The organism is Mycobacterium xenopi (assembly GCF_009936235.1).
Lineage (GTDB): Bacteria > Actinomycetota > Actinomycetes > Mycobacteriales > Mycobacteriaceae > Mycobacterium > Mycobacterium xenopi.
In genome coordinates, this window is the sequence record NZ_AP022314.1 from 445,754 (window position 1) to 471,261 (window position 25,508).

20 protein-coding genes, 1 tRNA gene and 4 pseudogenes are annotated in these 25,508 nt (G+C 66.6%); 11 read left to right on the top strand and 14 right to left on the bottom strand.

The window, feature by feature from the left end; genetic code table 11:
* Nucleotides 1-29: 29 nt before the first annotated feature.
* Nucleotides 30-1,474, bottom strand: a pseudogene (locus MYXE_RS01800) (DUF4185 domain-containing protein).
* A gap of 257 nt (nucleotides 1,475-1,731) precedes the next feature.
* On the opposite strand from MYXE_RS01800, the pseudogene MYXE_RS01805 reads away from it, so the two are divergent.
* Nucleotides 1,732-3,087: pseudogene (locus MYXE_RS01805) on the top strand (HNH endonuclease signature motif containing protein).
* Nucleotides 3,088-3,092: 5 nt separating this feature from the next.
* On the opposite strand, the gene MYXE_RS01810 reads toward MYXE_RS01805, so the two are convergent.
* On the bottom strand, nucleotides 3,093-4,895 hold the full coding sequence (locus MYXE_RS01810) for a thiamine pyrophosphate-requiring protein (RefSeq protein ID WP_085195985.1): 1,803 nt from the start codon (nucleotides 4,893-4,895) through the stop codon (nucleotides 3,093-3,095).
* Nucleotides 4,896-5,134: 239 nt separating this feature from the next.
* Nucleotides 5,135-6,538 carry an IS1380 family transposase gene (locus MYXE_RS01815; RefSeq protein ID WP_085193969.1) on the bottom strand — a complete coding sequence of 468 codons (1,404 nt, stop codon included), beginning with the start codon at nucleotides 6,536-6,538 and terminating at the stop codon, nucleotides 5,135-5,137.
* A 320-nt stretch (nucleotides 6,539-6,858) separates the two neighbouring features.
* Here MYXE_RS01815 and MYXE_RS01820 point away from each other — a divergent pair, with 320 nt between their 5' ends.
* On the top strand, nucleotides 6,859-7,197 hold the full coding sequence (locus MYXE_RS01820; protein ID WP_139821147.1) for a hypothetical protein: 339 nt from the start codon (nucleotides 6,859-6,861) through the stop codon (nucleotides 7,195-7,197).
* Nucleotides 7,198-7,268: 71 nt separating this feature from the next.
* Here the strand turns inward: MYXE_RS01820 and MYXE_RS01825 are convergent.
* The 4 genes and pseudogenes from MYXE_RS01825 to ponA2 all read right to left on the bottom strand — a co-directional run bounded on the left by MYXE_RS01825 (nucleotide 7,269) and on the right by ponA2 (nucleotide 11,843).
* Nucleotides 7,269-7,342: transfer RNA gene (locus MYXE_RS01825), tRNA-Pro, on the bottom strand.
* Nucleotides 7,343-7,669: 327 nt separating this feature from the next.
* Nucleotides 7,670-8,426 (bottom strand): annotated as a pseudogene (locus tag MYXE_RS01830) (pyridoxal-phosphate dependent enzyme).
* Nucleotides 8,423-9,373, bottom strand: a complete 951-nt coding sequence (locus MYXE_RS01835; protein ID WP_085194920.1) for a metallophosphoesterase — start codon at nucleotides 9,371-9,373, stop codon at nucleotides 8,423-8,425. The pseudogene MYXE_RS01830 and the gene MYXE_RS01835 overlap by 4 nt, the downstream one beginning before the upstream one ends.
* A 46-nt stretch (nucleotides 9,374-9,419) precedes the next feature.
* Nucleotides 9,420-11,843 (bottom strand): transglycosylase/D,D-transpeptidase PonA2, encoded by a 2,424-nt coding sequence (ponA2, locus tag MYXE_RS01840; protein ID WP_085194922.1) that lies wholly within the window; start codon nucleotides 11,841-11,843, stop codon nucleotides 9,420-9,422.
* A 319-nt stretch (nucleotides 11,844-12,162) separates the two neighbouring features.
* Here ponA2 and MYXE_RS01845 point away from each other — a divergent pair, with 319 nt between their 5' ends.
* Nucleotides 12,163-12,516, top strand: coding sequence for a WhiB family transcriptional regulator (locus MYXE_RS01845; protein WP_003921608.1), 354 nt, complete (start codon nucleotides 12,163-12,165; stop codon nucleotides 12,514-12,516).
* A 7-nt stretch (nucleotides 12,517-12,523) separates the two neighbouring features.
* On the opposite strand, the gene MYXE_RS01850 is transcribed toward MYXE_RS01845, so the two are convergent.
* The gene (locus MYXE_RS01850) at nucleotides 12,524-13,678 is read right to left on the bottom strand and encodes an ArsA family ATPase (protein WP_003921609.1); all 1,155 of its coding nucleotides are present in this window, start codon (nucleotides 13,676-13,678) and stop codon (nucleotides 12,524-12,526) included.
* On the bottom strand, nucleotides 13,675-14,697 hold the full coding sequence (locus MYXE_RS01855; protein ID WP_112650002.1) for an ArsA-related P-loop ATPase: 1,023 nt from the start codon (nucleotides 14,695-14,697) through the stop codon (nucleotides 13,675-13,677). Before MYXE_RS01855 ends, MYXE_RS01850 begins: the two co-directional genes overlap by 4 nt.
* 47 nt (nucleotides 14,698-14,744) lie before the next feature.
* Between MYXE_RS01855 and MYXE_RS01860 the strand changes: the two genes are divergently transcribed.
* Genes MYXE_RS01860 through MYXE_RS01870 form a run of 3 tightly spaced genes read left to right on the top strand, consistent with a single transcriptional unit; the run spans nucleotide 14,745 to nucleotide 16,125 of the window.
* Nucleotides 14,745-14,906, top strand: coding sequence for a DUF4177 domain-containing protein (locus MYXE_RS01860; RefSeq protein WP_003921611.1), 162 nt, complete (start codon nucleotides 14,745-14,747; stop codon nucleotides 14,904-14,906).
* A complete protein-coding gene (locus tag MYXE_RS01865; RefSeq protein WP_085194928.1) occupies nucleotides 14,903-15,358 on the top strand; it encodes a RidA family protein in 456 nt (151 codons plus the stop codon). The genes MYXE_RS01860 and MYXE_RS01865 overlap by 4 nt, the downstream gene beginning before the upstream one ends.
* Entirely contained in the window at nucleotides 15,355-16,125 is a 771-nt protein-coding gene (locus MYXE_RS01870; protein ID WP_003921613.1) for an MBL fold metallo-hydrolase, read from the top strand. The genes MYXE_RS01865 and MYXE_RS01870 overlap by 4 nt, the downstream gene beginning before the upstream one ends.
* Nucleotides 16,126-16,197: 72 nt before the next feature.
* Here MYXE_RS01870 and crp read toward each other — a convergent pair whose 3' ends face one another.
* Both crp and MYXE_RS01880 read right to left on the bottom strand, forming a co-directional pair.
* Complete coding sequence (gene crp / locus MYXE_RS01875; RefSeq protein WP_003921614.1) at nucleotides 16,198-16,872, bottom strand: cAMP-activated global transcriptional regulator CRP; 675 nt, start codon at nucleotides 16,870-16,872, stop codon at nucleotides 16,198-16,200.
* A gap of 156 nt (nucleotides 16,873-17,028) precedes the next feature.
* Nucleotides 17,029-17,370 carry a hypothetical protein gene (locus tag MYXE_RS01880; RefSeq protein ID WP_232061800.1) on the bottom strand — a complete coding sequence of 114 codons (342 nt, stop codon included), beginning with the start codon at nucleotides 17,368-17,370 and terminating at the stop codon, nucleotides 17,029-17,031.
* Between the two features lie 216 nt (nucleotides 17,371-17,586).
* On the opposite strand from MYXE_RS01880, the gene nth reads away from it, so the two are divergent.
* The 4 genes from nth to marP are packed head-to-tail and all read left to right on the top strand — an operon-like array spanning nucleotide 17,587 to nucleotide 20,913.
* Nucleotides 17,587-18,267, top strand: a complete 681-nt coding sequence (nth, locus tag MYXE_RS01885; RefSeq protein ID WP_112650066.1) for an endonuclease III — start codon at nucleotides 17,587-17,589, stop codon at nucleotides 18,265-18,267.
* A 9-nt stretch (nucleotides 18,268-18,276) separates the two neighbouring features.
* Nucleotides 18,277-18,939: a TlpA disulfide reductase family protein gene (locus tag MYXE_RS01890; protein ID WP_003921617.1), complete on the top strand. Its 663-nt coding sequence runs from the start codon at nucleotides 18,277-18,279 to the stop codon at nucleotides 18,937-18,939.
* Nucleotides 18,932-19,717, top strand: a complete 786-nt coding sequence (locus tag MYXE_RS01895) for an NUDIX hydrolase (RefSeq protein WP_172468575.1) — start codon at nucleotides 18,932-18,934, stop codon at nucleotides 19,715-19,717. Before MYXE_RS01890 ends, MYXE_RS01895 begins: the two co-directional genes overlap by 8 nt.
* A 5-nt stretch (nucleotides 19,718-19,722) precedes the next feature.
* Complete coding sequence (gene marP, locus MYXE_RS01900) at nucleotides 19,723-20,913, top strand: acid resistance serine protease MarP (RefSeq protein WP_003921619.1); 1,191 nt, start codon at nucleotides 19,723-19,725, stop codon at nucleotides 20,911-20,913.
* On the opposite strand, the gene MYXE_RS01905 is transcribed toward marP, so the two are convergent.
* Entirely contained in the window at nucleotides 20,906-21,871 is a 966-nt protein-coding gene (locus tag MYXE_RS01905; RefSeq protein WP_003921620.1) for an alpha/beta fold hydrolase, read from the bottom strand. The two genes, marP and MYXE_RS01905, sit on opposite strands and share 8 nt — an antisense overlap.
* The gene (locus tag MYXE_RS01910; protein ID WP_003921621.1) at nucleotides 21,872-22,411 is read right to left on the bottom strand and encodes a phage holin family protein; all 540 of its coding nucleotides are present in this window, start codon (nucleotides 22,409-22,411) and stop codon (nucleotides 21,872-21,874) included. It lies immediately after the preceding gene.
* Between the two features lie 168 nt (nucleotides 22,412-22,579).
* On the opposite strand from MYXE_RS01910, the pseudogene MYXE_RS01915 reads away from it, so the two are divergent.
* A pseudogene (locus MYXE_RS01915) lies at nucleotides 22,580-23,283 on the top strand (S1 family peptidase).
* Here MYXE_RS01915 and acs read toward each other — a convergent pair.
* Nucleotides 23,284-25,242, bottom strand: a complete 1,959-nt coding sequence (acs, locus tag MYXE_RS01920) for an acetate--CoA ligase (RefSeq protein ID WP_085194937.1) — start codon at nucleotides 25,240-25,242, stop codon at nucleotides 23,284-23,286.
* Between the last annotated feature and the right edge of the window lie 266 nt (nucleotides 25,243-25,508).

Genomic DNA, 25,508 nt, shown 5'->3' on the forward strand with positions numbered 1-25,508 from the left:
TCGGCACCGGTCAAACGGGGTGGGGCTGCCTAGGGCAGCTCCGTGTGCATCAACATCACGTCGTATGCCGACCACAGCGACAAATTGAAGTACAGGTCTTTACCCGTCGACCAGGGATGCAGCATGGGCGCATAGATGCCGCCAGGCATCTGGAACGACGATACGAGCACTTGCTCGGGGCTCCATGGCCCTTGCGGGGCAGGCGCGGTCCTTGCCACGACGTCGTTGCTGCCTCCGTTGGTGTAGAGCACCAGGTATTGCTTGAGGTAGTCGTTGTATTGGGCCGACATTTCACCCACAGGGCCGGGGAAAACCGGCGTCGCCGCACCGGGATTGTTGGGGACCCATGCATTGTGGTCGCCGTTCCAGTACTGGTATTTGGTGACGTCCGGCACGAAGTTCGGGGGTACCCGCGCTAGAAAAGCCGGACCGCCGCGGCCGGACGGGGTTCCAAACGAGTAGATGTAGCCGTCCTTGCCGCGCATGAACGCGCCCATCTGAAAGTTCTCGTTTCCCGGAACATAGCGCGCGCCCGGCACGCTGTCCGGAGACGACGCGCGGACGGTCCCCGGATAGATCCCCCAGTTCTGGCCGTTGTCCGGCGACATCGCGATCGCTGAGTAGTTCGTCGACCATTCGCCGTCGCGGCCCCACTGCTTGATGGACATGAAGTTCATGTATTGCGTTCTGCCGATGGCGATGCCGGCGGTCGGAATCATTCCCTCCTGGGACGCCCACTTGATGCCCGGCAGCACCTGCTTGGAGAAGTTCGGTTGCTGCATGGGCGAGCCGGAGTATCTGTCGTTAGGAACGCCGGCCGGCACGGTGATTCCGTCGGACAGATTGCGGTCTTGGCTGCGGAACAGCACGTTGTAGCGCCATTGCTGGCCGCGCAGGCGGCAATAGCCGAAGGTGTCGCCGAAGGCCATGAGCACCTGACGGTTCACGGGATCGCCGTTGTCCCAAAGGATTCCGAGGTCGGTCCCGGAGATGCCGAAACGGTCGAGGGTCTTGTTTGGGCCGTTGGGTCCGGTCACCCACTCGACAAGCGATGTCGGGGCGCCCGCAATGGAGGCGGGCGGCGCGGCTTCGGGCTGGCCCGGAGCCGCGTTCGGGTTCAACTGCGCCGCATTCGGGGGTTGCTGATTACCCGCACCGGGCGGGTTGGGCCCGGGCGGGATCACCGCCGCTTGTTGACGCACCGGCGCTCTTGGGTGCAGCAGAGAAGAAATGAGCGGGCCCAACTTGGGCAGCGGTGCACGCTCGTTCGCGCCGAGGCGAGGCGCCCGGTCGGCGGGCGGACGACCGGCGCGGGCGGTGGCGCCGCTGGGGTGACGGCGGGAGGATCGACGTTGGCTTCAGGGGCGCTGCAGGGCAGTGCGGCCGCCGGCGGCGCAGGGCCGGTGGCGACGATGAGCCCGACAGCGAGCGCCGACACCGCCGATACCGACACAATTCGGGGAACCGGCGACACGTCACACCTTTCAGTGGGGGCAAAACATCCCCCATCGACGTCAGCGGGCAACTGATGTGACGATAGTGATCAAAGAGGTTTTTGTGATCAGTGGGGTGCCAACCGGTACGGATCTGTGACCGCGTCGCAACCGAGGATTTCGCCGCGCCTCAGGCACACTTCTGCGTCGATCTTTCGGCCCTCCACACTCGGGGTTTGCTCCCCAAGTTGCCTGCTCGGAGGCCGGTTCTGTCAGGCGCCGAGGCTAGTATTCGCTCATGCGTTCGAGCAGTCGTGAGGAGATCGTCGAGAAGTTCGACGCGCTGGAGGCAGCGCTGGACGCGGTGCTCGAATTGAGCTGCGATGCGTTGACCACCCCCGAGCGGTTCGCACTGGACCGCTGTGAGCGGGTGCGGTGTCGGCTGCCGGCCGTCGAGCATCCGTTGATCAACGAGATCGGCCGTCAGGCCAGCGCCGAAGAACTCGGCGGCAAGTTTCGCATGCGCTGGCCGAGTGGGTACTGGTCAGCCGAACCGAGGCCGCGCGGCGCATCCGCCAAGCCGCCGACCTGGGGCCACGCACCGCGCTGACCGGTGAACCGCTGCCGCCGCTGCTGGCCGCCACCGCTGCAGCCCAACGCGCAGGCAAGATCGGTGCCGAGCATGTGACGGTGATTCGCCGGTTTTGCCAAGCAGCTGCCCAGCTGGGTCGACCAGCCGACCCGCCAGCGCGCCGAAGCCCAATTGGCCCGCCAGGGATCCCAGTTTCGCCCGGACCAAGTGGTCAAGCTCGCCGACTGCATTAACCCCGACGGGATTTACACCGATGAGGATCGGGCCCGCCGCCGCGGGTTGACGCCGGGTAGCCAAGACGTCGACGGCATGAGCCCGATTCGGGGGTGGCTGACCCCCGAAGCCCGTGCCACCGTGGAAGCGGTGCTGGCCAAGCTCGCCGCCCCCGGCATGGCCACCCCGCCGACGAGGCGGCCTGCGTGGACGGCGCGCCCAGCCAAGCAAGCCATTGACGGCGACACCCGCTCGGGCGCGCAGCGCAACCACGATGCGCTCAACGCCGGGCTGCGGGCGCTGCTGGCCAGCGGAAAACTCGGTCAGCACAACGGGTTGCCCGCATCCATCGTCGTGACCACCACGCTCAGTGAGCTGGAGGCCGGCGCCGGCACAGCACTCACCGCCGGCGGGTCGCTGTTGCCGATGAGCGATGTGGCCCGCCTGGCTAGCCACGCCCATCACTATTTGGCGATCTTCGACAAAGGCCGCGCGCTAGCGCTATATCACACCAAGCGCCTGGCTTCGCCCGCGCAGCGAATTGTGTTGTACGCCAAGGATCGCGGTTGTTCGGCACCCGGCTGCACGGTGCCTGCCTACTTCACCGAGGTGCACCACGTCACCGGTTACGCGAGATCCAAGACCACCGACGTCGACGACTTGACCCTGGCCTGCCGCGTCCAGCACCGCATCGTCCAGCCCGGCGGCTGGCGCACCCGCAAACGCAAAGACGGTCTGACCGAATGGATTCCACCACCGCATCTGGATCGCGGTCAGCCGCGGGTCAACTTCTTCCACCACCCGGAGAAACTGCTCCGGGAGGGAGGAGACGACGAAGACCCTCCGTAGGCTCCTCAGGTGCGGCTCTTGTCGCGGTGCGGCAGAAACTCCTGTGCCTTGACCTTGATGCCCTCGCGCAGGATTCCGAACGCATCCTCGTCGCCTTTGAGCACCGACATCGCAGCGGCCTTCATCTGGTCGAAGGTGGCATGCGGCGGCACCGGCGGAATATTCGGGTCGCAATGCACGTCGAGCACCGTCGGGCGGTCAGCACCCAGTGCCTGATCCCACGCCGAGGCGATCTGACCGGGATCGGTCAACGTCGCCGAACCCAAACCCAGGCTCGCGGCGAAACCGGCATAGTCGACATTCGGAATCGTCTGCGACTCAGCGAATTTCGGTGCACCTGCCATCGCACGCATCTCCCAGGTCACCTGGTTGAGGTCGTTGTTGTGCAACACAGCGACGACCAGCCTCGGGTCGGTCCATTCCTTCCAGTAGTGCGCGATCGTGATCAGCTCGGCCATCCCGTTCATCTGCATCGCGCCGTCGCCGGCGAACACGATCACCGGGCGGTCCGGGTTGGCGAACTTGCCGCCGATGCCGTAGGGCACGCCGGGGCCCATCGTGGCGAGATTTCCCGACAGCGAGCCGCGCATGTTGCCACGGAACTTTAGCTGTCGCGCATACCAGTTGGCCGAGGACCCAGAATCAGCGGTGACGATCGCGTTGTCGGGCAGCTTCGGCGACAGCTCGGCGAACAGCTTCATCGGGTTGATCGGATCAGCGGACACGTCGGCTTCCATCGCCATGGTTTCCCACCACCGCCGCACGTTCTTTTCCACGGCTTGGCGCCAGGAACGGTCAGACTTGCGCTGTATCAACGGGATCAGCGCGCGCAGCGTCGCCGCCGCGTCACCGACGAGGTTCACCTCGTTCGGATACCGCATGCCGATCAACGCCGGGTCGATGTCGATCTGCACGCCCCGGGCCTGGCCGAACGGCGGCAGGAACTGGGTATAAGGGAAACTTGAGCCGACGGTGAGCAGCGTGTCGCAATCACGCATCAGCTCATAGCTGGGACGGGTGCCCAACAGCCCGATCGCGCCGGTTACCCATGGCAATTCATCGGAGAGCACGTCCTTGCCGAGCAGTGGCTTGGCGACGCCGGCGCCAAGGATGTCGGCGATCTCGCTCACCTCCTGGATCGCCCCGCGTGCACCGCAGCCGACGAGCATGGCGACACGTTCTCCGGCGTTGAGCACGTCGGCGGCCCGCTGCAATCCTGTCTTCGACGGCTCGACGTCGGGCCACTCGAACCCCAGACTGGACGGCACCATCTTGAACTCGTGCGTCGGTGGGGAGTACTCCAGTTCCTGGACGTCGGCGGGGATGATCACCGCCGTCGGCGCGCGTCTGGTCAGTGCGGTGCGGATAGCGCGATCCAGCACATTGGGCAGCTGCTCGGGCACCGTCACCATCTGTATGTAGTCGCTGGCCACGTCTTTGTAGAGGCTCATCAAGTCGACTTCTTGCTGATAGGAGCCGCCCATTGCGCTGCGGTTGGTCTGGCCGACGATGGCGAGCACCGGTACCCGGTCGAGCTTGGCGTCGTAAAGACCGTTGAGCAGATGGATTGCGCCGGGGCCAGACGTGGCGGCGCAGACCCCGATCCGGTCGCTGAATTTCGCATAGCCGACCGCTTCGAACGCGCACATCTCCTCGTGGCGGGCCTGCACGAATTTCGGTCGATTTTCCGCGCGGCCCCAAGCCGCCAGCAGGCCGTTGATCCCGTCACCCGCGTACGCGAAAACCTTCTCGATGCCCCAATCGCGCAGGCGTTCCAACACGAAGTCGGCAACCGTAGCGCTTGCCATCGCACACCTCTTCCCTAAGTCGCAGCCGGACGTCAAGAAGAGGTATTACCCACCGGTTGATGGTCTTAGCCTGAATCCGTGGATGGGTGATTTCGTGTTGCCGTCGACGCGGTTGTTTTGGGATGCGGCCGAGTGTGGCGCGGTGGGGCGTGGGTGATCCGCTGGCCTGTACCAGCTTTCCTTTGGGTTCCTTGGGTCGGGCCTGGGATGGCGGGGCGGACAGGGCTTGGAAGGTGGGGTCAGGCGGCGCGGGGTTGCGCGATCGGGTAACCGATGACGTTGTGCCACAGGGCCTTCCATCTGGCTCGCCAATGCCAGTGGGCGGGTAGGTGCAGCATTGGTTTGCGGGCCGGGGCGGCGAAGCGGGCCGGGATGTTGATCAGGTCGCGGCGCAGGGTAGCCCCGCGGGCCACGGCATGGTGGCCACCGGCGAGGGTGCCGACGGCGCGCAGCAGGTTATGGGCGATCACCGCGCAGGCCAGCCAGGCGCAGTTGGCCGCGAACAGCCCCGACGGGATGTGTGCCAGTGGGCCGTCGATTAAATCGGCGAAGGTGGTTTCGATGATGGCGTGGCGTCGGTGGGTGATATCGGCCTGGTCGACCGGCAGCGCGGAGTTGGTGACAAACGGGTGATAGCGCCACACCGGAAACAACGCATCCAGGTGGCGGGCGTCTTTGACCCGGCGCACTACCAGCCGCACGGTCAGTGTTCGGCCGCGGGCCAGGCGCAGGGTGTAGGGGGTTTCGGCGACCTGGGCATCGGAGATCAACGCCCCGGTGTCGGGGTCTTCGACCGCGCCCGGGTAGTGCACCGGGGTCCAGGCGGCCTCGTCGATGGCGGCGATCGCGGCGTTGATGCGCTTGTTGCGGCTGATCGACAGGGAGAATTCGGCGCCTCGCTGAATGCAGGTGGTGATCACTTTCTTGGTGCCAAACATTGAGTCGCCGCGCACCAGGATCGGCGCGTCGGGGTTGATCGCTTTCGCGGTGGTGATCGCCTGCTTGAGCTGGTATGCGGCACCGCGCCCGGAGGCGGCTTTGCCGCTCCGTAGCTGCGCCTCGGCGATCACCGGCGCGGCGGTCGCCGTGGAGATGGTGGTGATCTGTGGGGACAGGCCCAGCCGCAGCAGCGCGCGGCTGGCGATCTTGGCATGACCGAAGGAGGCGCCCTGCTTGGCGTGGCCGTAGACCGGGCGCAGCAGCGAGTCGATGTCCAAAAACATCCGCTCGTCGGCGCCAGCCAGCAGCGGGGTGCGCGCCGCCAGTGCGATCAGATGCTCGCGGGCCACTGCGGCGAGTTGTTTGGTATGCCCGAAGGTGAACTCGCGCAAAAAGATCCCCAACGTCGATGGGGCATATACCTCGTTGAACACCCGGGGTGTGCCGCCGGCGCGCAGCACATTGGCATCATCGATGCTGTCCGCGCCGCACATCATCCCGGCGACGATCGAGGTCAGCTTGCCAGCCGGGTTGACCGCGCCGGACTTCACCCGAGTCGACGGCAGATCCACGCGCTCGTTGATCAATTCCGAAAGACCGGTCTGCTCAGCCAGTTCCAGCACTGGCACCAACCCGGCCGCCGACAGCAGATTCTGCTCGTCAAACACCGCCGATCCGGTGGTGAACGTATACGATGAGTGCATCGAAAGTGCCTTCCCGGACTATGGACAAATGCGGCCTCAGCACTCGTATTGTCCCAGTTCAGAAGGCATTTTCGCTGTTCACACGCCGATCAAATCACCGGAACCATCCACGGATTTAGGCTTAGACGGCGAGTCGCCAACGATGGGGGCCAGAGAAAGAAAGATCGCGTCGCCCATTGCCGCGGCGTGCCGCGGAGTCGTAAGCCGCCCGATCCGCCTTGGAGCTGCATCGGGGAATTTCAGCTCCATCCTGGCGCCTGTCATGGGTGCGGCGGTGTTTCGAGGTGTTTGTGCAAGCACCCCGACTACACTTTGCGGACATGGGCGCGTCATGGGCGTGGCGGCACCCTACTTTCGTTGACCTCGCCCAACGCCAGGAGGCGGTTGCCGACTGGGAGGCAATGAATCGGGGCGGCCGACGGCTGGCCAGCCAGCTCAGTGCGGCGTGTTTCGGGCTGGGCGTCGTCGCCGGCATCATGGCCGCGCTGATTCCTCAGGTGACGTTTGTCGCGGCAATGGCGACCGGCGCGCTGTTGATGACCTCGGTGTTGTGTGCCCGCGTCTGGTGGGGTGACCCGCCGCTGCGCGATCCGCATCCGCAACCGCCGGCCTCGGGGACGTTTACCGCTGAGGAGAACCGCGGCCTGATGGCATCTTAAGCGCCGGAACCATTTAGGCGCCGCCGCAGCAAGCTGTCAAGCCATGTGTGTCTGTCACCAGCGATGGCGAGTCGGGGTGGCGGGATTTGAACCCACGGCCTCTTCGTCCCGAACGAAGCGCGCTACCAAGCTGCGCCACACCCCGCTTCAAGCCACGACAGCCTATCGCACCGGCCCGCGGGCTGGCCAAACCGCGCCATCGCGTCGAGCCGGTCCGAGACGCCTCGGGTACCCGATCCCCAAGCTAGGCCGTGGCGTGTGGCAGATCACAGCGGGGCCGGGGAGCGAAATACCCCACAATCCGCCCCGGAACAGCTGTTTTGTCAGTGGCGTTGAGCAGACTAACCACAGGCAAGGGAAGCGAGAATGTCATGACGGTCTTGGGCGCCGTGGTCTTTGGTGGGCTGCTTGGGCTTGCAGTGCTGTGGCTGTTGCTAACCGCACCGGAGAATGAAGTCGACAATGCCTGGGATCATTCCCAGGCACCGCAGCGTTCGCTCGGATCCAGCCCCTGCGCGGCAACCCATTCGCCGCAGAAGTAAGTGTCGGTATAGCGGGGTGCCGCAGCAATTGACGCCGCATCGGGCACCGAAACCATTCGATCAGGCAGAAACGACGGCTCAACCCGCTGCCGACCGATCCCGTCGATGCTCGACGACGCAGTGAACACACTGTCATAGCGGCACTCGGTGTAGGGGGGAGAACGCCGAATTTTCGGATCCACAGCAGATAGTCGGGTGGCGTGGCGCCGGTAGCGGATGTAGCGGCCGATCGTCGCGCTGGTCCCGCCGGTGCCGACCCCCTTTCCGGGAGGGGTGGTCTTCCTCGCGCAATCGGTGGCCCGCTCGGCGTTGGTGAGCTGATCCAGAAATTGACCGCCGGTTTTCTTGGCGACGCGTTCTGCCGCAGCGCAAATCCGGCTGGCGTGCTCGACGAAATGGCAACGGCCGCCCTGTGATTCGACCAAGGCCACCTTAGACGCGCTGGCCGACGTCGGCATCACGGCGATGAACGGCCCAACAGCGACCGCGCCAGCCGCCGTTTGTGTCCGCCGCTGATGTGCGTGGTCTCGTCTTTGAGATACAGCGCGACGTCGACGTCCCCGGCCCAGGCGAGCGCAGCAGATGGGTGTCGGCGCTGCGACGGGCGTCGGCCTCGATCAGCCGGATCGCGTTGTCGGTCCAGCCGCGTGGGCGGCTGCGAACCGCGACACGGGTCGGCGGCGTCAATGCACCGACACGGTCGGCTGCGACCGGCCACGCCTGCGGCTCGAGTCACGACCGCCGATCGGTGCCGCGATCAACGTCAACAGCGTGGCTTCTGGTCGGCAGCAGAACCGCAGCGGGGCATACGGCGAGGTCCCGATCCCGGCCGACACGTGCAGGCGCATCGTCGCACCCCAGCGCGACGGCCCCTTCACCCGGGACCGGTCCAAACCGCAGTTGGTGACCACGGCCCCGTGCAATGGCAGGCACACCTGCCCGCCGTGCGTGTGCCCGGCCAACACCAACTGGTAGCCGTCGGCGGCGAAGCGGTCCAACACTCGCGGCTCCGGCGAGTGTGTCAGCCCCAGCCGCAGGTTGGCGACCGAGCTGGCCGGGCCGGCGATCGTCTCGTAGCGGTCCCGCTGGATGTGTGGGTCGTCGACTCCTGCGGCGGCGATGTGCAGGCCGGCCACCTCGAACTCGCGACGGTTGTGGGTGAGGTCCAGCCAGCCGCGCTCGGTGAACGCTGCCCGCAAGTCCTGCCACGGCAGCGGTTGCCCATGGACGCGATGATCCGGGTTCGTCAGGTAGTTCAGCGGGTTCTTCAACCGCGGCCCGAAGTAGTCGTTGCTGCCGAAGACGAAGACCCCGGGCAGGGATAGCAGCTCGCCGAGGGTTTGCACGACCACGGGGACCGCTCTCGGGTGGGCCAGGTTGTCACCGGTGTTGACCACCAGGTCGGGCTCCCAGGCGGCCAGCTCGCGCAGGAACGCCTGCTTGCGACGCTGATTGGGCCGCATGTGGATGTCGCTGATGTGCAGTACCCGCAGCGGCGACGAGCCCGGAGTCAATACCGGCATGGTCAACTCACGCACCACGAACGCGTTGCGCTCGATGATCGACGCGTAACCGATGCCGGCGACGGCCGTGCCGAGCGCGACGGCGCCGGTAGTTTTCAGAGCGGCAGGCATGCAGGCAGCCTACTGCCGTTGGGCAGATGACAGCGCGCGGAACACCCTACGGCGGCGGCGGCTCACCGGGCGGCGGGGGGCCCAGCAGCGGGATGGTGATCGGCGGCAAACCTGGAATCTCCACGGTTGTCGATCCGATCGGCACCGGGCCGTTCTCCGGCGGAGGCGGCGCAGGCGGGATTCCGTTGCTGGTCTGGATGGTGATGACCGAGCCCGGGATGGTCTGCCCGCTCGGCGAGGTGCCGACCACCTCGCCGTACTTCGCGCTGCTGTTGACCGGCGTGGGCTGATCGGCGACCTGGAAACCGGCCTCTTTGAGACGCTGGCGAGCGGCATCCAAGTCCAGACCTACCACGCTGGGTACCCGCGAGCCGGGACCGCCCTCGACGTAGTGCGGGTCGACCGGGGGCAGTTTCACCTCGCCGAATTTGGTGGCGATGGGCTTCATCGCGGTAAACCACGTGCGGGCCGGTTCGTTGCCGCCGAAGAGATCCCCACTGCCGCAGCGCCGCAGCGGGAAGGAACACAGATCCGACGGTGAACTGGAGTCGTCGTAGATGTAGTTGGCGGCCGCGTACTGGTTGGTGAATCCGACGAAGCCCGACGACCGGTGCGCTTCGGTGGTGCCGGTCTTGCCGGACATCGGCAGGTTCCAGCCCGCCGCCGCGGCAGAACCCGCCGCCGTGCCCCCAGCCTGGCTGTCCTTGCTCAGCGCGTTGGCCAGCGTGTTGGCCAGACCCTCGGGCACCACCTGATCGCAGGGCTCGGCGTTGACGGCGACCTCGTTGCCGTCGCGGTCGACGAGCTTGTCGATGGGATTCGGAGGGCACCACACGCCGCCGGATGCCAGGGTCGCCGCGACGTTCGACAGCTCCAACGCGTTGAGCTCGAACGGGCCCAGGGTGAACGACCCGATGTTCTGGCGCTTGATGAAGTCGGCGAGGCTTTCGTTGCTGTCGGGATCGTAGTCGCGGGCGCTGCCAGGGTCGGCGTAGGAGCGCAGCCCGAGCCGCACCGCCATGTCCACCGCGCGCGGCACCCCGACCATCGAAATCAGCTTGGCGAACGCGGTGTTGGGCGAGGTGGCAAGCGCGTCGGTCACGTTCATCGGTGAGCGGTAATTCCCGGCATTGACCACGCACCAGGTTTCCTTCGGGCAGCCCTTGGCGCCGCCGCTGCCCATGCCCTTGGCCTGAAATCTGGGCGGCACCTCCAGCTGGGTGTTGATGCCCATGCCCATCTCCATCGCGGCGGCGGTGGTGAAAATCTTGAAGATCGATCCGGCGCCGTCGCCGACGAGCGAGAACGGCTGTGGCCGCATGGTTTCACCGGCCTCGGTGTTGAGCCCGTATCTGCGGTTGCTGGCCATTGCCAGCACCTTGTGCGACTTCTTGCCCGGTTTGATCACGCTCATCACGCTGGCGATCCCGTTCAGATCCGGGCTGGCAATGCTGTCGATCGCCTGCTTGACCGAACTTTGGACCTCGGGGTCCAGCGTGGTGCGGATCAGATAGCCGCCCCTGGCGATCTGCTCTTTGCTGATCCCGGCCCGGGCCAAATACGCCTGCACGTAGTCGCAGAAGAAGGCGCGATCGCCGGCGGCGATGCAGCCCCGCGGCAGCTCGTTGGGTTGCGGCAAGATCCCCAGCGGCTGCGCTTTGGCGGCGCGCAGCGCGTCGGCCTCTTGCGGCAGATTCTCGATCATGGTGTCCAACACCAGGTTTCGACGTGCCAGCGCACCTTGTGGGTTGGTGTAGGGATTGAGTGCGCTGGTCGACTGCACCAGCCCGGCCAGCAGCGCCGCTTGCTGCCAGTTCAGCTCGGAGGCGTTGACACCGAAATAGGTCTGGGCGGCGTCTTGCACACCGAACGCACCGTTGCCGAACGACACCAGGTTGAGGTAGCGAGTCAGGATCTCCGGCTTGGAAAACGTCTTGTCCAGGGTGAGCGCCATCCGGATTTCGCGCAGCTTACGCGCCGGCGTGGTCTCCACGGCCGCGCGCTTCTCGGCGTCGGTCTGGGCGAGCACCAACAACTGATAGTTCTTCACGTACTGTTGTTCGATCGTCGAACCGCCACGGGTATCGACGTCGCCGGACGCGTAACCGGCCAGCCCGGTCAGTGTGCCCTTCCAGTCGACGCCGTTGTGTTCGGCGAACCGCTTGTCCTCGATCGAAACGATCGCCAGCTTCATCGTGTTGGCGATTTTGTCGCTGGGCACCTCGAACCGGCGCTGCGAGTACAGCCAGGCGATCGTGTTGCCCTTCGCGTCCACCATGGTGGTCACCGCCGGCACGTCGCCCTGGACCAGCTGGGCCGAGCCGTTGGCGACGACCTCCGAAGCCCGGTTGGACATCAGGCCGATGCCACCGGCGATCGGGAACAGCAGCGCCGCCACCACGACCGCGGCCAGCAGGCAGCATCCGGCCAGCTTGAGGACCGTAACGCCGGTCGAAGGACGCTCCGACATGGGTACCACAGTAACGACGCCTGCCAGTGAGCCCCGCCGGTAACGACTGGTGGGGCTTCGCCGATATTGTCCCTGGCGTCACCGGTCAGCTCAAGATCGGCTTGTCGCCATGCTGGTGGGAGGGCTCATCATGATCGGACGGCACGGTTGTGCCAAAAAAGCCGCTATTGAACTGTTGCGCAAATGACACCTGACCACCTAACTTAGACGGACAGTGAGATTCAGGTAACACCGACGTGCATAGTGTGGCCCAGATCGCATTGCGGCCTAACCAGCACGTTGCCGCCGCCACGGTGGCCAGAGCGAAGGGGAAGCGCTGGTGTCAGGTACACGGTCCGCGGCGCGCAAGACGACGACAGCACCCGCACCCAACACTGTCCGCCGCACCGACGCTGAGGCCCGCATCGCGTGGGTATCCAAGGCGTTGTGTCGTGCGGCCGACCCCGACGAGCTTTTCGTCCGCGGAGCCGCGCAGCGTAAGGCCGCGGTGATCTGTCGGCATTGTCCGGTGATGTTGGAGTGCGGAGCCGACGCCCTGGATAACCGCGTTGAGTTCGGAGTCTGGGGTGGGATGACCGAACGCCAGCGCCGGGCCCTGCTCAAGCAACACCCCGAGGTGGTGTCCTGGGCCGAGTTCTTCGCTGCCCAACGCAAGCAGCGCAGCGCGGGCTGACGGCGGGCTAGCCGGCTCCGGCTGCCTGATCGGTCTGCACCGACGTCATCTGGTCGGCGAGTGCCCGCAACGCCTCCAGGTCGGAGACTTCGAATGGCAGCGACGGCACGCCGACGATCGGCACGTGCGGATGAGCGCCGGTGAATCGGGACAATAACCGGATTTCTCGTTTAGCGATTTGGGCCCGCTCCGCGTGGATTCGCAGCACCGCACGGGCCAACGCCGTGGAGTCGTCGGGTTCGGCCGCGTCGAGTGTTTCGGTGCCGTCGATTGCCCGCTCGGCCGGTAGTGCACTCAACATCGGGTGGGTGCGGTTCAAGATCAGCCCGGCCAGCGGCATCTGCTCGCGCGACAGTCGATCGACGAAGAACGCCGCTTCGCGTAGCGCGTCCGGCTCGGCCGCAGAGACCACCACGAACTGAGTGCCACGCCGCTTCAGCAGCGCATAAGTGCGGTCGGCCTTCTCCCGAAAGCCGCCGAATGTCGCGTCCAGAGATTGCACGAAACCAGCTGCGTCGGAGAGCATTTGAGAGCCAAGAACCGTCGATAGGGCTCTCATCGCCAAGCCGACCGCCCCGGTCACCAGGCGCCCGATGCCGCGGCCGGGCCCCAACAGCAGGCGCCACAACCGGCTATCCATGAAGCTGCCCAGCCGCTTCGGCGCGTCCAGGAAATCCAGCGCATTTCGCGACGGGGGAGTGTCGACCACCACCAAGTCCCAACGGTCTTGGCTCAGCAGCTGGCCGAGCTTCTCCATCGCCATGTACTCTTGGGTTCCGGCGAGGGACGTAGCGACGGTCTGATAGAACTGATTGTCCAGAATCGCTTGCGCCCGTTCGGGTCCCGAGTACTGGATTACCATTTCGTCGAACGTGCGGCGCATGTCGAGCATCATGGCGTACAACTCGCCGGGCACCTCGGGAGCCAGCGGAACTCGCTGCGGCGAATTGCCAAGGTCGTTGATTCCCAGGGCTTGTGCGAGTCGCTTGGCGGGGTCGATGGTCAGCACGACCACGGTGCGGCCGTACTCGGCGGCGCGCAACGCCATCGCCGCTGCGGTGGTGGTCTTTCCGACCCCGCCGGCGCCGCAGCAGACCACGACCCGATTGGTGGTGTCGGCCAGCATGGCGCCAATATCCAGTTTTGGCGGCGTAACGCTCATCGAACCCCCTGTCGGGCAAGGCTTTCCGATAGCTCGTAGAGGCTGCCGAGATCGACACCGTCGGCGACGCTGGGCAGCTCAAGCCGCGGGACGTTGAGCTGGTCGAGCTCTTCTGCGGTCTTCGCACGTGCGGTGATGCGGATGGCGTGTTGGATGGTCTCGGTGAGCAGGCCAGCGAAGTCGGCGTCGCTCAAGTGGATTCCGGCCTTGGCCAAACCGGCCCGAACCGCGTCGGCGTCGACGACCCCCTCGGCGGCCTTAGCCAGGTCGTCGGGCTCGAGATAGGCCGGGATATTGCGGTTGACGATCACGCTGCCGATCGGCAAGTTCAGTTGGCTGAGTTCCTCAATGGCCTCCAAGGTTTCCTGCATCGGCAGTGCCTCGAGCAGCGTCACGAGATGCACGGCGGTCTGCTCGGAGTGCAACAACTTGACCACGCCTTCGCTCTGCGAATACACCGGCCCGCCTCTGGCAAGGTCGGCGACGGCCTTGGTGACGTCGAGGAACCGCGCGATGCGGCCGGTCGGAGGCGAATCGACGACGACCGCGTCGTAAACCGGGAGGCGGTTCTTGTCGACGCGGACCACCGCCTCCTTGATCTTGCCGGTCAGCAGCACGTCGCGCAGACCCGGCGCAATGGTGGTGGCGAACTCGATTGCCCCGATGCGGCGCATCGCCCGGCCGGCGATGCCGAGGTTGTAGAACATGTCGAGGTATTCCAGGAACGCGGCTTCGATGTCGATCGCGAGCGCGTTGACCTGGCCGCCGTGTTCGGCGGTCGCGATCTTGACCTCCTGGTAGGGCAGGGGCGGCACATCGAAAAGTTGCGCAATCCCTTGGCGCCCTTCGACTTCCACCAGAAGCACCTTGCGTCCGCCGGAGGCCAGCGTCAGCGCCAGCGCTGCGGCGATCGTCGACTTGCCAGTACCGCCCTTACCGGTCACGAAGTGCAAGCGGGCCTTCTGCAGCCGCGACGGCCAGCCGAGTGGACGCCCGCTACTTGGTGTGCTCCCCACCAGCGCATGCTAGCCCGAGGCGCGCCCGGCCCGACCGATAAGCTCGGTCTATGACGCAACCGACCGCATGGGAGTACGTCACCGTCCCGCTTTTGACACACGCCACCAAGCAAATCCTCGACCAGTGGGGCGCCGACGGGTGGGAGCTGGTCACGGTGCTGCCCGGGCCGACCGGTGAGCAGCATGTTGCCTATCTGAAGCGTCCTAAATGACCGCCTCCGCCCGGCTCGAGCAGCTCGGCGTCACGCTTCCGCAAGTGGTGCGACCGCTGGCGTCATATGTCCCGGCCGTGCGGACCGGCAACCTCGTCTACACCGCAGGCCAGCTCCCCATGGAGGCCGGCAAACTGGCGGGAACCGGCAAGGTGGGCACCGAGGTCAGCCCCGAGCAAGCGGCTCGTCTGGCCCGGATTTGTGCGCTCAATGCGCTCGCGGCCGTGGATTCGGTGGTGGGCATCGACGCGGTGACCCAGGTAGTCAAGGTGGTGGGCTTCGTCGCCTCGGCGCCCGGCTTTCACGGCCAGCCCAGGGTCGTCAACGGGGCTTCGGACCTGCTGTGTGAAGTATTCGGCGACAACGGCGTTCATGCCCGCTCGGCGGTCGGCGTGGCAGAGCTGCCGCTGGACGCGCCGGTGGAGGTCGAGTTGGTGGTCGAGGTCCGGTGACGGCGGCGGCCTACGGTCGACTGCGCCCGGTCACCGAGACCGCGTCGGTGCTGCTGGCGAACAATCCCGGGTTGCTGACCCTCGAAGGCACCAACACTTGGGTGCTGCGCGGTCGCGGCAGCGACGAGTTGGTGATCGTCGATCCCGGTCCGGACGACGACGAGCACATCGGGAAGGTCGCCGCGCTTGGCCGCATCGCACTGGTGCTGATCAGCCACCGGCACGGCGATCACACCGACGGCATCGACAAGCTGGTCGATGCGACCGGTGCCCCGGTGCGCTCGGTGGGCAGCGGATTCCTGCGCGGCCTCGGCGGGCAGCTGACCGACGGCGAGGTGATCGACGTCGCCGGGTTGACGATCACGGTGCTGGCCACCCCGGGCCATACCGCCGATTCCCTGTCGTTCGTGCTCGACGACGCGGTGCTGACGGGCGATACCGTGCTCGGCCGCGGCACCACCGTCATCGACACCGAGGACGGCGACCTGGGCGACTATCTGGAGTCGCTGCGTCGGCTGCAGGCGCTGGGCCGTCGTACCGTGTTGCCCGGTCACGGGCCGGAGCGGCCCGATTTGCAGGCCGTTGCGTCCGAATACCTGGCCCACCGCGAGCAGCGGCTGGACCAGGTCCGGTCGGCGTTGGCCCAACTCGGCGACGACGCCACCGCGCGCCAGGTCGTCGAGCACGTCTACACCGACGTCGGCGAGGAACTTTGGGACGCCGCCGAATGGTCCGTGCAAGCGCAGCTGAACTACCTACGCCGATGAACGACGCGAGACAGAAGCCAGGGTCGCAAATCCCGCGGCGATCACGGCCCTAGCTTCTGTCTCGCGTTGCAGCTACCTCGCTCGGCGGGCCAGCCGTTCGGAGTCGGAGATCAACACGCTCTTGCCTTCCAGGCGGATCCAACCGCGATGGGCGAAATCGGCCAGCGCCTTGTTCACCGTTTCCCGTGATGCGCCCACCAGCTGGGCGATCTCCTCCTGCGTCAGGTCGTGGGTGACCCGCATCGCCCCGCCTTCTTGGGTGCCGAACCGCTGGGCCAACTGCAGCAGCTGCTTGGCGACCCGGCCGGGCACGTCGGTGAAGATCAGGTCGGCGAGGTTGTTGTTGGTGCGGCGCAGCCGCCGGGCCAGCACCCGCAGCAGCTGCTCGGCGATTTCAGGACGATCTTTGATCCACGACCGCAGCGCGTCGCGGTCCATCGACACCGCACGCACTTCGGTGATGGTGGTCGCGCTGGAGGTCCGTGGCCCCGGGTCGAAGATCGACAACTCGCCGAACATGTCCGACGGGCCCATGATCGTCAGCAGATTCTCCCGGCCGTCCGGTGAACGTCGGCCGATTTTGACCTTCCCGGAAATGATGATGTACAGCCGGTCGCCCGGCTCGCCTTCCGCGAAAATCGTGTGTCCGCGCGGGAAGTCGACGGGCTGCAATTGTTTGGTCAGCGCGGCGACGGCGCTGGGTTCGACCCCCTGGAAGATTCCGGCCCTCGCCAGGATCTCGTCCACGTTGCCCCTTTAGCTCTTGTCAATCTGATTGGCGCAGGTTTATTGCCCGGCTTCGCCTCGCGCCGTCACCGGCCCGCATTGTCGCCAGGCTGGCCAACCTCTAACCGGCTGCTGAAGCGAGTCTAGAGGTTAGGCCATTCGTTCAACGTGCCAACGCTACACAGGATTTGCATGTCGAGTCGGCCTAAACTGCGGATTCGGTCGTGAATGCCGATGCCGGCGGGTCGGCAAGCCCGGCTCTTCGGGAACGGCGAATGCGGCCCGGTAAAACGGGTCCGCGTGGTGTTTGTTGCGGCTGACCGCGGCAACCGGGGGATCGGCGAGGCGCTCGCTTTGCCGGCGGTGCATGTGGTCTAACGCCTCGGGCATCCCGTCTCGGGCCAACGTATTGACGTCGTCGGCCTCGGCCTGCTCGAGAAACTCGGCAACATCCTTGGCGGTTACCGTGTCATTGGCCAATCTGGCCTCCAGTCGGGCCAGCCCGAACGTCACAAGCATCAGCAATGCCGGGACGAAGGCCACGAGCAACCAAGACACAAGGTGCAAGTAAACACGGCGAATGTCTCAGTGGGATCACAAATCAGTACTCTGTCGAAGGTGACAGCGGGTAAGACCTCTCGGCGCTCCACCCGAGCAGCTGTGGTGCCGGACGCCGCCGCCGACCGGCGCTGGGCCTCAGAGACCCGCACCGCCTTGGTGCGACGGGCTCGCCGTATGAATCGCAAACTGGCACAAGCCTTTCCACACGTGTATTGCGAGTTGGATTTCACCACGCCGCTGGAGTTGACGGTGGCCACGATCTTGTCGGCGCAGAGCACCGACAAGCGGGTGAATCTGACGACGCCGGCGCTGTTCGCCCGGTACAAGACCGCGCTGGACTACGCGCAGGCGGATCGCGAAGAACTCGAAAACCTCATCCGCCCCACCGGTTTCTACCGCAACAAGGCGACAGCGCTGATCCGCCTGGGACAAGAGCTGGTGGAGCGGTTCGACGGCGAGGTTCCCGCCACGATGGACGAGCTGGTATCGCTGCCGGGTATCGGTCGCAAAACCGCCAACGTGATCCTGGGAAACGCGTTCGGCATTCCGGGAATCACCGTCGACACCCACTTCCTGCGTCTGGTGCGACGGTGGCGCTGGACCAGCGAAACAGACCCGGTCAAGGTGGAGCACGCGGTCGGCGAGCTCATCGAACGCAGCGAATGGATCGACCTGAGCCACCGGGTGATCTTTCACGGCCGCCGGGTGTGCCATGCCCGCAAACCGGCGTGCGGAGTGTGCGTGCTGGCCAAGGACTGTCCGTCGTTTGGGGCCGGGCCCACCGAGCCGCTGGAGGCGGCCGCCCTGGTGCAAGGCCCGGAAACCGAGCATCTGTTGGCCCTTGCCGGCCTGTAGCACGGCGTGATGAGCGCTCTTGCCGACCGGACCACTCGCTGGACCATCGCGGTCCTGGTGGTGGTGGCCGCCCTGGCTGCGGCGCTGGTGCTCGCGCTGCGCGAGAGCTCGTCGCCGCCAGGGGTGTCGGTGTCGTCCGGCCCGCTGACCGGTGGCCGCGAACACCGCGACGCCGATACCCCGGCGGCGCTGGCCAGGCCCCGGCAGCGCGCCGGTCTCCCGCCCTGCCCCGCCGCTACCGGCACTCCCGAATCGGGTGCGCTGCGCGGTGTGGTGGTGGAATGCGCGGCGGACGGTGCGCTTGTCGATGTCGCACAATCGCTGGCCGGTCGCCGGGTGGTGCTGAACTTGTGGGCCTACTGGTGTGGTCCCTGCGCAACCGAATTGCCGGCGATGGCCGAATATCAACGCCGCGCCGGGCCCGCGGTCACGGTGGTGACGGTGCATCAGGACGAGAACGAAACGGCCGCCTTGCTGCGGCTTGCCGAGTTGGGTGTGCGGCTGCCGACGTTTCAGGACGGTCGCCGGCGGGTGGCTGCGGCGCTGCGAGTCCCAAATGTGATGCCCGCGACGGTGGTATTGCGGCCGGACGGTAGCGTTGCGCAGACGCTGCCGCGAGCCTTCGCCAGTGCCGACGAGATCGCGGCAGCGGTCGGGGAGCCGGATCGGTGAGGAGGTGCCGGTGAGCGCAGCGGTTTCGCTGACGCCTGACGTCGGCCCGGCCTGGCTGCGCCCGCTGGTCGACAACGTCGGTCGGGTGCCCGACGCGTATCGGCGTCGGCTGCCCGCCGACGTGTTGGCCCTGGTGACGGCGGCCAAGGCGACGGCGAACCTGCGCGGCGACGGGCGCGACGCGGCGGTGCTGGTGCTGTTCTCCGGGCCGGAGTCGGCACCGGTGGACGGCGCTGTTCCCGACGAGGCCGATCTGCTGTTGACGGTGCGAGCTTCGACGTTGCGCCACCACGCGGGACAGGCCGCATTCCCCGGCGGCGCATGCGATCCCGACGACGACGGGCCGGTGGCCACCGCACTGCGGGAAGCCCACGAGGAGACCGGTATCGACACCAGCCGGCTTCGTCCGCTGGCGACCATGGAGCGAACCTTCATCGCGCCCTCGGGTTTTCACGTTGTCCCGGTACTGGCCTACTCACCTGATCCTGGGCCGGTCGCCGTGGTGAACGAAGCCGAAACCGCGGTGGTGGCCCGGGTTCCGGTGCGTGCCTTCATCAACCCGGCCAACCGGCTGATGGTGTATCGCCGTCCGCACAGCCGGCGCTTCGCCGGACCCGCGTTCCTGTTGAACGAGATGCTGGTGTGGGGATTCACTGGCCAGGTGATCTCGGCGATGCTCGATGTGGCCGGCTGGGCGCAGCCCTGGGACACCGGCAATGTGCTGGAGTTGGACGCGGCGATGGCGCTGGTCGGCGACGAGGGCGGGACACCGCGATGAGCTCGATGACCTCCTCCCAGTGGCTGGACATCGCGGTGCTCGCAGTGGCATTCATCGCCGCGATCTCGGGCTGGCGCTCAGGCGCGATGGGCTCGCTGCTGTCCTTCGTCGGCGTGATGCTGGGCGCCGTCGCCGGTGTGCTGCTGGCCCCGCACATCGTCACGCACATCAGCGCGCCGCGGGCCAAACTATTCGCCGCGCTGTTTTTGATCCTGTCGTTGGTCGTGGTCGGCGAAATCGCCGGTGTGGTGTTGGGCCGCGCGGTGCGTGGCGCGATCCGCAGCCGCCCAATTCGATTCGTCGACTCGCTGGTGGGAGTGGCCGTGCAACTGGTGGTGGTGCTGGTAGCGGCGTGGCTGCTGGCCACGCCGCTGACCGAGTCCAAGGATCAGCCGGCCCTCGCCGCAACCGTGCGCGGGTCGCGGGTACTGGCCGAGGTCAACCAGGTCGCCCCCAGCTGGCTCAAGACGGTGCCCAAGCGGATGTCGGCGCTGCTGGACACCTCCGGTCTGCCCGCCGTGCTAGAACCGTTCAGCCGCACACCGGTCGTCGCAGTCGCGGCGCCGGATGCTGCGATCACCAACAACCCGGTGGTTGCCGCCACCCAGCCCAGTGTGGTCAAAATCCGTGCCATCGCTCCCGGTTGCCAGAAAGTGTTGGAGGGCAGCGGATTTGTGCTTTCCCCGCAGCGGGTGATGACGAATGCGCACGTGGTCGCCGGCGCGAACAGCGTCACCGTGGCCGCCAGCGGCAACCCCTACGACGCCACCGTCGTGTCCTATGACCCGTCGGTCGACATCGCGATCCTCGCCGTGCCCAACCTGCCGGCCGGGCCGCTGGCCTTCGCCGACGCGGCGGCGAAAACCGGTACCGACGCGCTGGTGTTGGGTTATCCGGGCGGCGGCGACTTCGTGGCAACCCCGGCCAGAATCCGGGAGATCATCGAGCTCAGCGGTCCCGACATCTACCGCAACGCCACCGTCACCCGCGAGGTTTATACGATCAGAGCCACTGTGGAACAAGGGAATTCAGGAGGACCACTGATAGACCTCAACGGCAACGTGCTCGGCGTCGTGTTCGGCGCGGCTGTCGACGACCCCGACACCGGTTTTGTGCTGACGGCCAAAGAGGTAGCCGGGCAGCTCTCCAGGATCGGCGACACCCAGCCGGTCGGCACCGGGGCCTGCGTCAGCTGATCCGGGGTCTGTGTACCTGCTCGAGAAACCGGATCAGGTGCCGGTTGACTTCCTCCGGCGCCTCTTCGTGACCGAAATGCCCTACGTTGCCGACGGATACGTAACGACCGTGCGGCGCGTAGCGCCGAGTGCGTTCAACCGGGTCCGCTAGCACGTAGGGATCGGCGTCGCCGCGCAGGTGCAGCACCGGGATGCCCAGTTGTCGGCTCATCGACTTCATGAACCGCCTGCCCTCGTCGCGCAGTTGGCTGCGCACCGCCCACCGCTGATATTCCAGCGCCGAGTGTGCCGCCGACGGAATTTGGATAGCCACCCGCAGATGGCCAATAGTTTCGGAAAAGTCCTCGGAGGCAAGCCATTTCGCGCAGGCACGGCTGCGCACCAGACGCTCGACTTCTTCGCCGTCGTTTCGGGTCAGCGCGCGCTCCGGCCAAATCGGCACCTGATAGCGCAACAAGGTCGGCAGCAGGGCCCGGGCCTGGTCGCGCCGGGTCAGCGCCGACCGTCGCAACGCGGCGGGGTGCGGCGAGCTGACCATCGCGATGGCGCGCACCAGCCGCGGATGCAGCACCGAGGTCGCCCAGCACACCAGTCCACCGTCGGCGTGGCCGACCAGGGTGGCCGAAGAGTGCCCGAGCGCGCGGATCAGTCCCGCGGTGTCGCCGGCCAGCGTCCAGCCGTCATAACCGCGCGGCGGCTTGTCGCTGCCGCCGTAGCCGCGCAGGTCGACCGCGACGACACGGCCTCCGGTCAGACCGCGCAGCTGGTGACGCCAGGACCACCAGAACGAGGCGAAGCCGTGCAGGAGAATGACCAGCGGTCGCGCCGACGGGGGCGTGGTCGCGTCGTGACCGGCCGGAACTGCCTCGACGACATGAAACCGGATGCCGTTGGCGTGGACGTCCAGGTGCCGCCATGGCCCGTCGATACGGGTTACCGACGGATCCGGTGGCGCCATCTACCAACCCGAAGGATCGGCGGGCGTGGCGCCCCGCGGTGTGACCGCCCGCGGTTCGGCTTTTTCGTGGCCGGGCGCCAACGCGGTGCGGGTTTCCTTGACCGATTCGATGGTCTGGCGCGGCCCGCGGATGCGGCGGACCTTCAGGTAACCCAACAGCGCGAGCACCGCGGTGACCACGACCATGAGGCCGAACACGATCAGGTACGAAACCCACCGCCACAGCCACGTGTTGAGCAGCTCGGCAAGAAAGAAGAAGAAAAAGAACGTCGAATAAAACAACACCACCAGCGCCGAGACGAAAAAGACGCTACCGGTGAGGCCTTTTTTGACGTCGCGGGTGATCTCGGCGCGGGCCAGCTCGATTTCAGCGCGAACCAGCGTGGAAACCTGGGCCGTCGCTTCCTTGACCAGGTTGCCGATCGACGGCTCGACGGGTGAGGCGTGCGGATCAGTCAAGGGGATCGTGGTCAGAGTGCCGGGCACCCCGTCTTTGTGCTGGGCCCTGCTAGTGGAATTCGTACGATCACCCTTGCTCACAGACGGTCCTCCCGGTTTGCCATCGTTGCGGTTCATGTTGCCATGCCGCGCAACGCGAGACGAGGCCAGCGCACGAGAACCCGCAGACGACAGTGGCCCACCCGTCGTCACGCTAGACTGACGCAGCGTTTCGGATTCGGGCCCGGACTCACCGACGGGAGTGATGCCTTGCAGACCGCGCACCGCCGCGTGACGGCGGCGATGGTGGCCTTGATCCTGCTGATGGCGGTCGGCCCGGCCGGTCCGGGCAAGGCTGCAGACGACAAGGTTCCCCTCGGCGGTGGCGCGGGCATCGTCGTCAACGGGGAGGCGCTGTGCACCCTGACCGCCATCGGCACCGACAACACCGGCGCGCTGATCGGGTTCACCTCCGCGCATTGCGGCGGACCCGGCGCCGTCGTCGCCGCTGAAGCGGCACAAGATCGCGGCACGCTGGGCACCATGGTGGCCGGCAACGACAGCCTCGATTACGCGGTCATCCGGTTCGATCCGGCGAAGGTGGCGCCGGTGGCGAACTTCAACAACTTCCCGATCAACGGCATCGGACCGGATCCGGCGGTCGGCCAGGTGGTCTGCAAGCTGGGCCGGACCACCGGCGATTCCTGCGGAGTCACGTTCGGGCCGGGCCAAGATCCGGGCACCATCGTGGCCCAGCTCTGTGGCCGGCCCGGCGATTCGGGGGGGCCGGTCACCGCCAACGGCATGCTGGTCGGGATGATCCACGGTGCGTTCAGCGAGAACCTGCCCGGTTGCATCATCAAATACATTCCGCTGCACACCCCGGCCGTGGTGGTGTCGATCAACGCCGTGCTGGCCGATCTTGCCGCCAAGGGCCCGGCCCGGCGCCCGGCTTCGTGCCGGTAGCGGCCTAGCTACTTGGCCGCGCGGATCGCGTCGAACACGCCGGGGTCCAACAGCGTCGAGGTGTCGCCGAGCTCACGGTTTTCGGCGATGTCGCGCAGCAGCCGGCGCATGATCTTGCCGCTGCGGGTCTTCGGCAGCTCGGGCACGACGTGGACTTCGCGGGGCCGGGCGATCGGCGAGATCTCGCGGGCCACCTGGGCGCGCAGCTCGTCGATGATCTCCTCGCCCACCGTCTCGGGCTGGTCGGCCTGCAAGACCACGAACGCGCAGATCGCCTGGCCGGTGGTGTCGTCGCTGGCGCCGACCACTGCGGCCTCGGCCACCCCGGCGTGGCCGACCAGCGCCGACTCCACCTCCGCGGTGGAAATCCGATGCCCCGACACGTTCATCACGTCGTCGATACGGCCCACCACCCAGATCGCGCCGTCAGCGTCGTAGCGGGCACTGTCCCCGGCGAAATACCAACCCTGCTGGGCGAACTTGGACCAGTAGGTCTCGCGGTACCGGTCGGGGTCACCCCAGATGCCGCGCAGCATGGCGGGCCAGGGCTGGTCCACCACCAGATAACCGGTCACGTGCTCACCCTCGTCGGGCCCGGGCTGGAGTTGGTTGCCGAGGTCGTCGACGATCTTGGCCGAGATGCCCGGCAGCGGCCTCATCGCCGAGCCCGGCTTTGCCGTGGCCACGGCGGGCAGCGGTGAGATCATCGCGGCGCCGGTCTCGGTCTGCCACCAGGTGTCCACGATCGGGGTGCGGCCACCGCCGACGACGTCGCGATACCAGCGCCACGCCTCCGGGTTGATGGGTTCACCGACCGATCCGAGCAGCCGCAGGCTTGACAGGTCATGGGCGGCGGGAATTTCGCGGCCCCACTTCATGAACGTGCGGATGAGTGTCGGTGCCGCGTAATAGATTGTCACACCGTATTTTTCGATGATCTCGAAGTGCCGGTGCTGGTTCGGGGTGTCGGGTGTGCCCTCGTAGATGACTTCGGAGGCGCCGTTGGACAGCGGTCCGTAGACGCTGTAGGTGTGCCCGGTGACCCAGCCGATATCGGCGGTGCACCAGAACACGTCGGTGTCCGGCTTGATGTCGAAGATGCTGTAGTGCGTGTAGGACGTCTGGGTCAAATACCCGCCGCTGGTGTGCATGATCCCTTTGGGCTTGCCGGTGGTGCCCGAGGTGTACAGCAAAAACAGTGGTTGCTCGGCGTCGAACGGCTCGGCCGTATGCTCGGCTGCCGCGGGGGCGACGACGTCGTGCCACCACAGGTCGCGGCCCTCGGTCCAGGGCACGTCGATGCCGGTGCGCCGGACCACCAGCACGTGTTCGACCGGGCTGTCGTGCTGCCCGATCGCCTCGTCGGCCGCTTGCTTGAGCGGAGCCGGTTTACCGCGCCGAAACTGGCCGTCGGAGGTGATCAGCAGTTTGCATCGGGCGTCGGCGATCCGCGCCCGCAACGCCGTGGCGGTGAAGCCGGCGAACACGACGCTGTGCATGATCCCCAGCCGGGCGCAGGCCAGCATTGCCACGATCGCCTCGGGGATCATCGGCAAATAGATCGCAACCCGGTCGCCGGCGACCAGACCGAGCCCGGTCAGCGCGTTGGCGGCCTTGCAGACCTGGGTCTTGAGCTCGGCGTAGGTCAGGGTGCGGCCCTCGCCGAGCGGCTCACCTTCCCAGTGGATGGCCACCCGGTCGCCGCGACCGGCCTCGACGTGGCGGTCGACGCAGTTGTAGGCGACGTTGAGCCTGCCCCCGACGAACCACTTGGCGAACGGGGCCTGCGACCAGTCCAGCACCTGCTCGAACGGTGTCGCCCAGGACAGCCGGTCGGCTTGCTTGGCCCAAAACGCCAGCCGGTCCCGCTCGGCCTCTCGGTATACGTCGTCGTGGACGTTGGCCTGCGCGACAAACTCCGGGGGCGGGGGATACGACGACGGTGCCTGGGTGTGCGTCTCGGTCACGTGAGCGAGCGTAGCCGGGGCGATGACGTCGACGCAGCGGAAGGACTTAGGGTCGGCCCCATGGTGCGTCCAGAAAGCTGGATCAGGCTAGCGGGTGGAAGTCCCGTCCCGGTAAGCACCGGAGCGCCGGGTAGCAGGCCCCGGTTCGTCGCTGAGAGGCGACGGGCTAAGCGGGGTGTCAAGAGCCTCTTTGGAGGGAGCAAGTGCACGGGCCGTAGCAGCATCGCGAACTCTGCAGCCTCGTCAGATTCACAACAGGAGAGCCG

Coding starts and splice junctions, on each gene's coding strand:
- MYXE_RS01880 (WP_232061800.1), bottom strand. CDS start 17,370: ATGCTTGTGACGTTCGGGCTGGCCCGACTGGAGGCCAGATTGGCCAAT.
- MYXE_RS01860 (WP_003921611.1), top strand. CDS start 14,745: ATGACGCAACCGACCGCATGGGAGTACGTCACCGTCCCGCTTTTGACA.
- ponA2 (WP_085194922.1), bottom strand. CDS start 11,843: ATGTCGGAGCGTCCTTCGACCGGCGTTACGGTCCTCAAGCTGGCCGGA.
- MYXE_RS01905 (WP_003921620.1), bottom strand. CDS start 21,871: ATGGCGCCACCGGATCCGTCGGTAACCCGTATCGACGGGCCATGGCGG.
- MYXE_RS01820 (WP_139821147.1), top strand. CDS start 6,859: ATGGGCGCGTCATGGGCGTGGCGGCACCCTACTTTCGTTGACCTCGCC.
- MYXE_RS01890 (WP_003921617.1), top strand. CDS start 18,277: ATGAGCGCTCTTGCCGACCGGACCACTCGCTGGACCATCGCGGTCCTG.
- MYXE_RS01815 (WP_085193969.1), bottom strand. CDS start 6,538: ATGCACTCATCGTATACGTTCACCACCGGATCGGCGGTGTTTGACGAG.
- MYXE_RS01865 (WP_085194928.1), top strand. CDS start 14,903: ATGACCGCCTCCGCCCGGCTCGAGCAGCTCGGCGTCACGCTTCCGCAA.
- MYXE_RS01850 (WP_003921609.1), bottom strand. CDS start 13,678: ATGAGCGTTACGCCGCCAAAACTGGATATTGGCGCCATGCTGGCCGAC.
- MYXE_RS01810 (WP_085195985.1), bottom strand. CDS start 4,895: ATGGCAAGCGCTACGGTTGCCGACTTCGTGTTGGAACGCCTGCGCGAT.
- marP (WP_003921619.1), top strand. CDS start 19,723: ATGACCTCCTCCCAGTGGCTGGACATCGCGGTGCTCGCAGTGGCATTC.
- MYXE_RS01835 (WP_085194920.1), bottom strand. CDS start 9,373: ATGCCTGCCGCTCTGAAAACTACCGGCGCCGTCGCGCTCGGCACGGCC.
- nth (WP_112650066.1), top strand. CDS start 17,587: ATGAATCGCAAACTGGCACAAGCCTTTCCACACGTGTATTGCGAGTTG.